This is a genomic window from Microcystis sp. LE19-41.2A, assembly GCF_027530405.1.
Taxonomy (GTDB): Bacteria; Cyanobacteriota; Cyanobacteriia; order Cyanobacteriales; family Microcystaceae; genus Microcystis; species Microcystis aeruginosa.
In genome coordinates, this window is the sequence record NZ_JAPZQJ010000012.1 from 1 (window position 1) to 4976 (window position 4976).

General features: G+C 46.1%; 6 protein-coding genes and 1 pseudogene. 3 read left to right on the forward strand and 4 right to left on the reverse strand.

Features of this window, described 5'->3' with window-relative positions:
- From O9290_RS00435 to O9290_RS28380, 3 genes and pseudogenes are all read left to right on the forward strand, one after another.
- On the forward strand, positions 1-624 hold a 624-nt coding region (locus O9290_RS00435), incomplete at its 5' end, for a bluetail domain-containing putative surface protein (protein WP_288057437.1).
- A gap of 201 nt (positions 625-825) precedes the next feature.
- The gene (locus O9290_RS00440) at positions 826-1800 is read left to right on the forward strand and encodes a DUF4351 domain-containing protein (protein ID WP_002785426.1); all 975 of its coding nucleotides are present in this window, start codon (positions 826-828) and stop codon (positions 1798-1800) included.
- A 20-nt stretch (positions 1801-1820) separates the two neighbouring features.
- Positions 1821-1922, forward strand: a pseudogene (locus O9290_RS28380) (bluetail domain-containing putative surface protein); the annotation flags it as partial.
- A 5-nt stretch (positions 1923-1927) separates the two neighbouring features.
- Here O9290_RS28380 and O9290_RS00445 read toward each other — a convergent pair.
- From O9290_RS00445 to O9290_RS00460, 4 genes are all read right to left on the reverse strand, one after another.
- Positions 1928-2707, reverse strand: coding sequence for an HNH endonuclease (locus tag O9290_RS00445; RefSeq protein WP_288057438.1), 780 nt, complete (start codon positions 2705-2707; stop codon positions 1928-1930).
- Between the two features lie 40 nt (positions 2708-2747).
- Positions 2748-3833, reverse strand: coding sequence for an alanine dehydrogenase (gene ald / locus O9290_RS00450; protein WP_288086579.1), 1086 nt, complete (start codon positions 3831-3833; stop codon positions 2748-2750).
- 237 nt (positions 3834-4070) lie between these two features.
- Entirely contained in the window at positions 4071-4373 is a 303-nt protein-coding gene (locus tag O9290_RS00455; RefSeq protein ID WP_002761852.1) for a DUF3181 family protein, read from the reverse strand.
- A complete protein-coding gene (locus O9290_RS00460; protein WP_002761850.1) occupies positions 4366-4620 on the reverse strand; it encodes a hypothetical protein in 255 nt (84 codons plus the stop codon). The genes O9290_RS00455 and O9290_RS00460 overlap by 8 nt, the downstream gene beginning before the upstream one ends.
- Between the last annotated feature and the right edge of the window lie 356 nt (positions 4621-4976).

Sequence of the window (4976 nt, forward strand, 5' to 3'; positions counted from 1 at the left end):
GCTTCCCTTTCCTATACCCTTCCCGACAACGTGGAAAATCTCCTTCTCACTGGTACTGGTAATCTTAATGGCACGGGTAATGGCTTAAATAACCAGATTACAGGGAATAGTGGCAATAATAGCCTCAATGGTGCTGCTGGAATCGATACCCTAATCGGTGGCGCTGGTAACGATACCCTCAATGGTGCTGCTGGAATCGATACTTTAACCGGTGGGGTGGGGACAGACATCTTTATCTTCCAGTTTAGTCAGTCCACCTCGGCAGCCCTAGACCGAGTTACGGATTTTGCTATTGGTGATGATAAGATTGACCTGCTTAGTCAAGCTGGTGGGGCCATTAATGCCCCGGTCGCTTTTACCCGGGCGGCAAATAGCACCACGACCAATATTAACACCATTGTTACTAACGTCTTTACCGATGCTAATGGGGCAACAGCCGGAAATCAAGCTCTCGGAACTAACAGTGCTGTTTTAGTGCGGGACAATAGTTCTTCTACTTACCTAATTATCAACGACGGTACGGGGGGTTTCCAAAGTGCTAATGATTTGGTGATTAATCTCACCGGGTTAACGGGTACTTTACCGGCGCTCGGTACTATTGCGGTCAATAGTTTCTTTGTCTAAATTAATGGGGGGGATTCTTAAATCGAGTTCCCCCATTCACCAGTCATCAACTCATCGGCTCTGACAGGCGATCGCCATTGGTGTGAGTTTCAAACGTAAGCGTCAAAGTTGATCACAGGGAAGGAAATGGCGATCGCAGTGGGAGGCGGTCACTATGGCGTAAACTCAAGGGGGATTAGTGCAATCAGTAACGTTTAGTTAATGACCAATGCACCTGACGACTACGATAGTCCTTGGAAAACGGCTCTGGTGCGGTATTTCCAGGAATTTCTGGCGTTTTACTTTCCGGCGGCTTATGAGTCCATTGATTGGACATTCCCCCATAGGTTTCTGGAGCAAGAACTGGCCCAAATTGTGGCAGATGCGGAATTAGGGCGGCGACGGGTGGACTGTTTGGTAGAAGTGACCCTGACCACGGCCAAGCAGGAATGGGTTTATATTCATGTGGAGGTTCAGGGGCGACCGAATAGAACCTTTGCTGAACGGTTGTTTATTTACAACTATCGGCTTTATGACCGTTACCGTCGCCCGGTTGCAACCTTAGCCGTGTTAGCAGATACAAATCCAAGCTGGCGACCCCAGGGATTCAGCTACGACTTGCTTGGTAGTCGGACAAGCATTGAATTTGCGACAGTAAAAATTCTTGACTACGCCAACTGTCTCAATGCTTTGCTAGACAATCCCAACCCTTTTGCCCTGGTGACTGCGGCCCATTTATTAACCCAACAAACCCGCAATAATCCGTCAGGGCGCTATGACGCCAAGTGGCAGTTGGCTCGATTACTATATGAGAGGGATTGGGATAAGCAACGGATTCTTGATTTGTTTGGCATTATCGACTGGTTAATGAAGTTGCCCCAAGACTTGGAGAAACAACTGTGGACGTCCATTCAAAATTTGGAGAAAAATAAAGCCATGCCCTATGTCTTATCGGTAGAACGTATTGCCCGTCAAGAAGGTCGTCAAGAAGGTCGCCAGGAGGGTCGTCAGGAGGGGCTTCTCGAAGGAGAATCTCTGCTGATTGTGCGACAGTTGTCAAAACGATTTGGTACCCTGAGTCCGGATGTGGTGGCCCAGATTCGTGGGCTGACGGCGTCGCAATTAGAACAGTTGGGGGAGGCTCTCTTGGATTTTCAATCCTTGGCGGATTTGGATAACTGTTTGGATTCCCTTTAAATTCAGGTTTGTTAAGCGACCAGTTTAGTCAGTCCACTGCCGCAGCCCTAGACCGAGTTACGGATTTTGCTATTGGTACTGATAAAATTGACCTGCTTAGTCAAGCTGGTGCGGCAATATCGTACTTTTAGCCCTGAAATATATGATAGCGATGATAGTTTAAAAAATCTAAATCTGGTAAAAAGCGATCGGGAACATTTAAAGTTTTACCGCGATAGTTGATAAAATTTAGTGCTAACGTCTCGCTACCTTGATCCTGAGCCTTTTTTTCGATCTCATGGCCAATAATTAATCTTAAATCCTCATCGAAACTAATTAAACCTCGATCGAAAGCAGTATCATGAGTACGAGCTAGGCACAAGCCATTATGAGGGTTTAAACGCTGTTCAGGAAATTGACTCCAGGGTAATATATGACTAGCTGTTAGTAACAGCGGAATGGGATTTCCTGTAATACAGCAACGATAGTTATATAATGCTAAAATTGTCTTTCTAAAAAAGTTTTGTCCGATTCTAACTTTTCTGATTGCCTCGTTTTCTGTTTTAATCTTTTCCGAAAAATCAAGTCTAGTAAAATCCTCTTGCTGTTCGTTGATAACTCCTAAAAGAACCTGTAATCTTTCCTCACTTTCTAGGGCTAATTCTGTCCAGTTATCCTCGAACTCCTGCCAGATTTGCCGATCAGCTTTACTGATACCTTTTAACCCCTGTACTCCTCGCAATTGATGCCTGGGATCGAGAGAACCAAAATTACATAGTTTCATCACCAGGGCCGATGGTGTTCGCTGTAACTTTTGAGCGACTTCGATAATAATAGGATTATTGGTGTGGAATTGTCCATAGGGAAATTTATAGTATAAATTGAGAGCGATCAGCAGCTCATCCCTTGTCCATAAATTCTTAGTCATAACCCCTAGAAAATACCACCATCAGCCCTGAAATTACTGCTCAAATCAAATCGGGAAAAACTTCGCGCACTGCTGGATGAATTAACCGATGATTGGCGACATTTAACCCCTTAGCGAGGGAAACATCTTGATCCAAGGCTTTTACCCCATGGTCGGCTAATTTAATAACGTAGGGTAGGGTACTATTATTTAAAGCTTGGGTTGCCGTCCAGGGTACTGCTCCAGGCATATTAGGCACTCCATAATGTACTACTCCCGACTCCAGGTAAGTCGGTTGACTGTGGGAAGTGGCCCGCAGGGTTTCCACGCAGCCTCCTTGGTCCACTGCCACATCGACAATTACGGAACCAGGGTTCATTTTGGCGACTAAAGAGCGAGAAACCAGCGTCGGCGCTCGTTTTCCTAAGACTAGCACTGCCCCAATCAATAAATCGGCCTTAGGAACCACATTTTCTAATTGTGCCGGGCTACTATAAAGCAATTCTACCCGGGAACCGAATAAAGTTTCTAAATAGGCCAAGCGCTCGACGTTAATATCTAAAATAGTTACTTTTGCCCCCATACCGATGGCAATTCTGGCCGCTTCCGTACCCACCACACCACCGCCAAGGATAACCACTTGTCCAGGACTCACCCCGGGGAAACCCCCCAGTAAAACTCCTCTACCTCCCTGTTGTTTTTCCAGATAGCGGGCCCCAAATTGCACCGAAAGACGACCGGCAATAACACTCATGGGAGTTAAGAGAGGCAAACGACCATCGGCAAGCTCGACCGTTTCATAAGCGATCGCAGTTGTTCCCGACTCGATTAATGCTTCCGTTAAATAGCGCTCGGCCGCTAGGTGTAAATAGGTGAATAGGAGAGCTTCTTTATTTAAAAAGCCGTATTCTGTCTTAAGCGGCTCTTTTACCTTGACAATTAGCGGTTTATCCCAAACTTGGGCCGCTTTTTCCACAATTTTGGCCCCGGATTTTTGGTAATCTTCATCGCTGAATCCAGCACCCAATCCGGCGGCCGTTTCCACAAATACCCTGTGACCGCGATCATTGAGTACACGCACACTACTGGGACTCAAACCGACGCGAAACTCTTGATCTTTAATCTCTTTGGGAACACCTATTTCCATGGTTTGCTTCTGGGGGACTATTTCTAACTAGGGTATGCTGAAAAAGTTTTTCGGTGGGGGTAGGGTGTGGGGTGTGGGGTGTGGGGTGTGGGGTGTAGGGTTTTAGCCATTTTCAGGGGAAAAGTGCCTGAATTTTCCCCCAGATCACTCCAAGGGCCAGTACTTATCGAACAATGTTTTTAGATTTATTCAGCCAACCCTATAGTTGCGAGTTATCAGGCATACTATTGGGGAATTTTAGCGACTTTTTTGGTATTCTTCTAGCAAATCGATTAAATCTATCTGACATTTGCTGGGTAATAAATCTGCCAGGGAAACTTGCAGATGACCACCTCCGAGGGTGACTTTTATCTCCCGCAGGATAGACATGACTGCATTCTCGCTTAAGCTGTCGTTTTCGAGCAAAGGGAAGACTTTTTCAGCAACGACGCTGTGTAAATGTGCTTCCCGGAGATAGAGATGCCATTTAGCCACGTCAATGTAGATATTGTCGCCGATTTGGGCCGCCAGATTTTCGATGTCCTGAGTTGTGTTAGCCATGGGATGTTACCGAGTAGTTAGCGATCGCCGCTATATAAATCAAATGTCCCACCAATAGAATAGCCCAAATTCCCGTGAACAGATTCAACCAAGTCCAATCGGAGAATTTAATGATATGAAAAAACCACAACCCTGAATTAATCGCTAAAAAACCCGCCACATGAACGGCAAAATTCATGCGATCATCTAAACGTCGGAAAGCGGGATCGTTTTTGCGGTCGGGTTGACGGGGCCAACGGGGAGGCATAAGCAGTGATCAGTTATCAATTATCAGTTATCAGTGTACCGTTTTTTTTAGCTAAGTAGGTAGGTGTTAAAAGTTCTCAGACACCCCCCTTATCAAGGGGGGACTAAGGGGGGACTAAGGGGGATCGGCACCCCCCTTATCAAGGGGGGACTAAGGGGGGATCGGCACCCCCCTTATCAAGGGGGGACTAAGGGGGGATCGGCACCCCCCTTATCAAGCTATCCATTAGTCACATCTTTCTTAACATAAAATTTGACAAAAAGAGAAAAGTGTGCCAGATGGCTCAAGGGGGTTCTATGGGGGAACTAATTTGATGAGATAGTTTCCAAGTCTCGCTGATATCATGTAACCTTCGC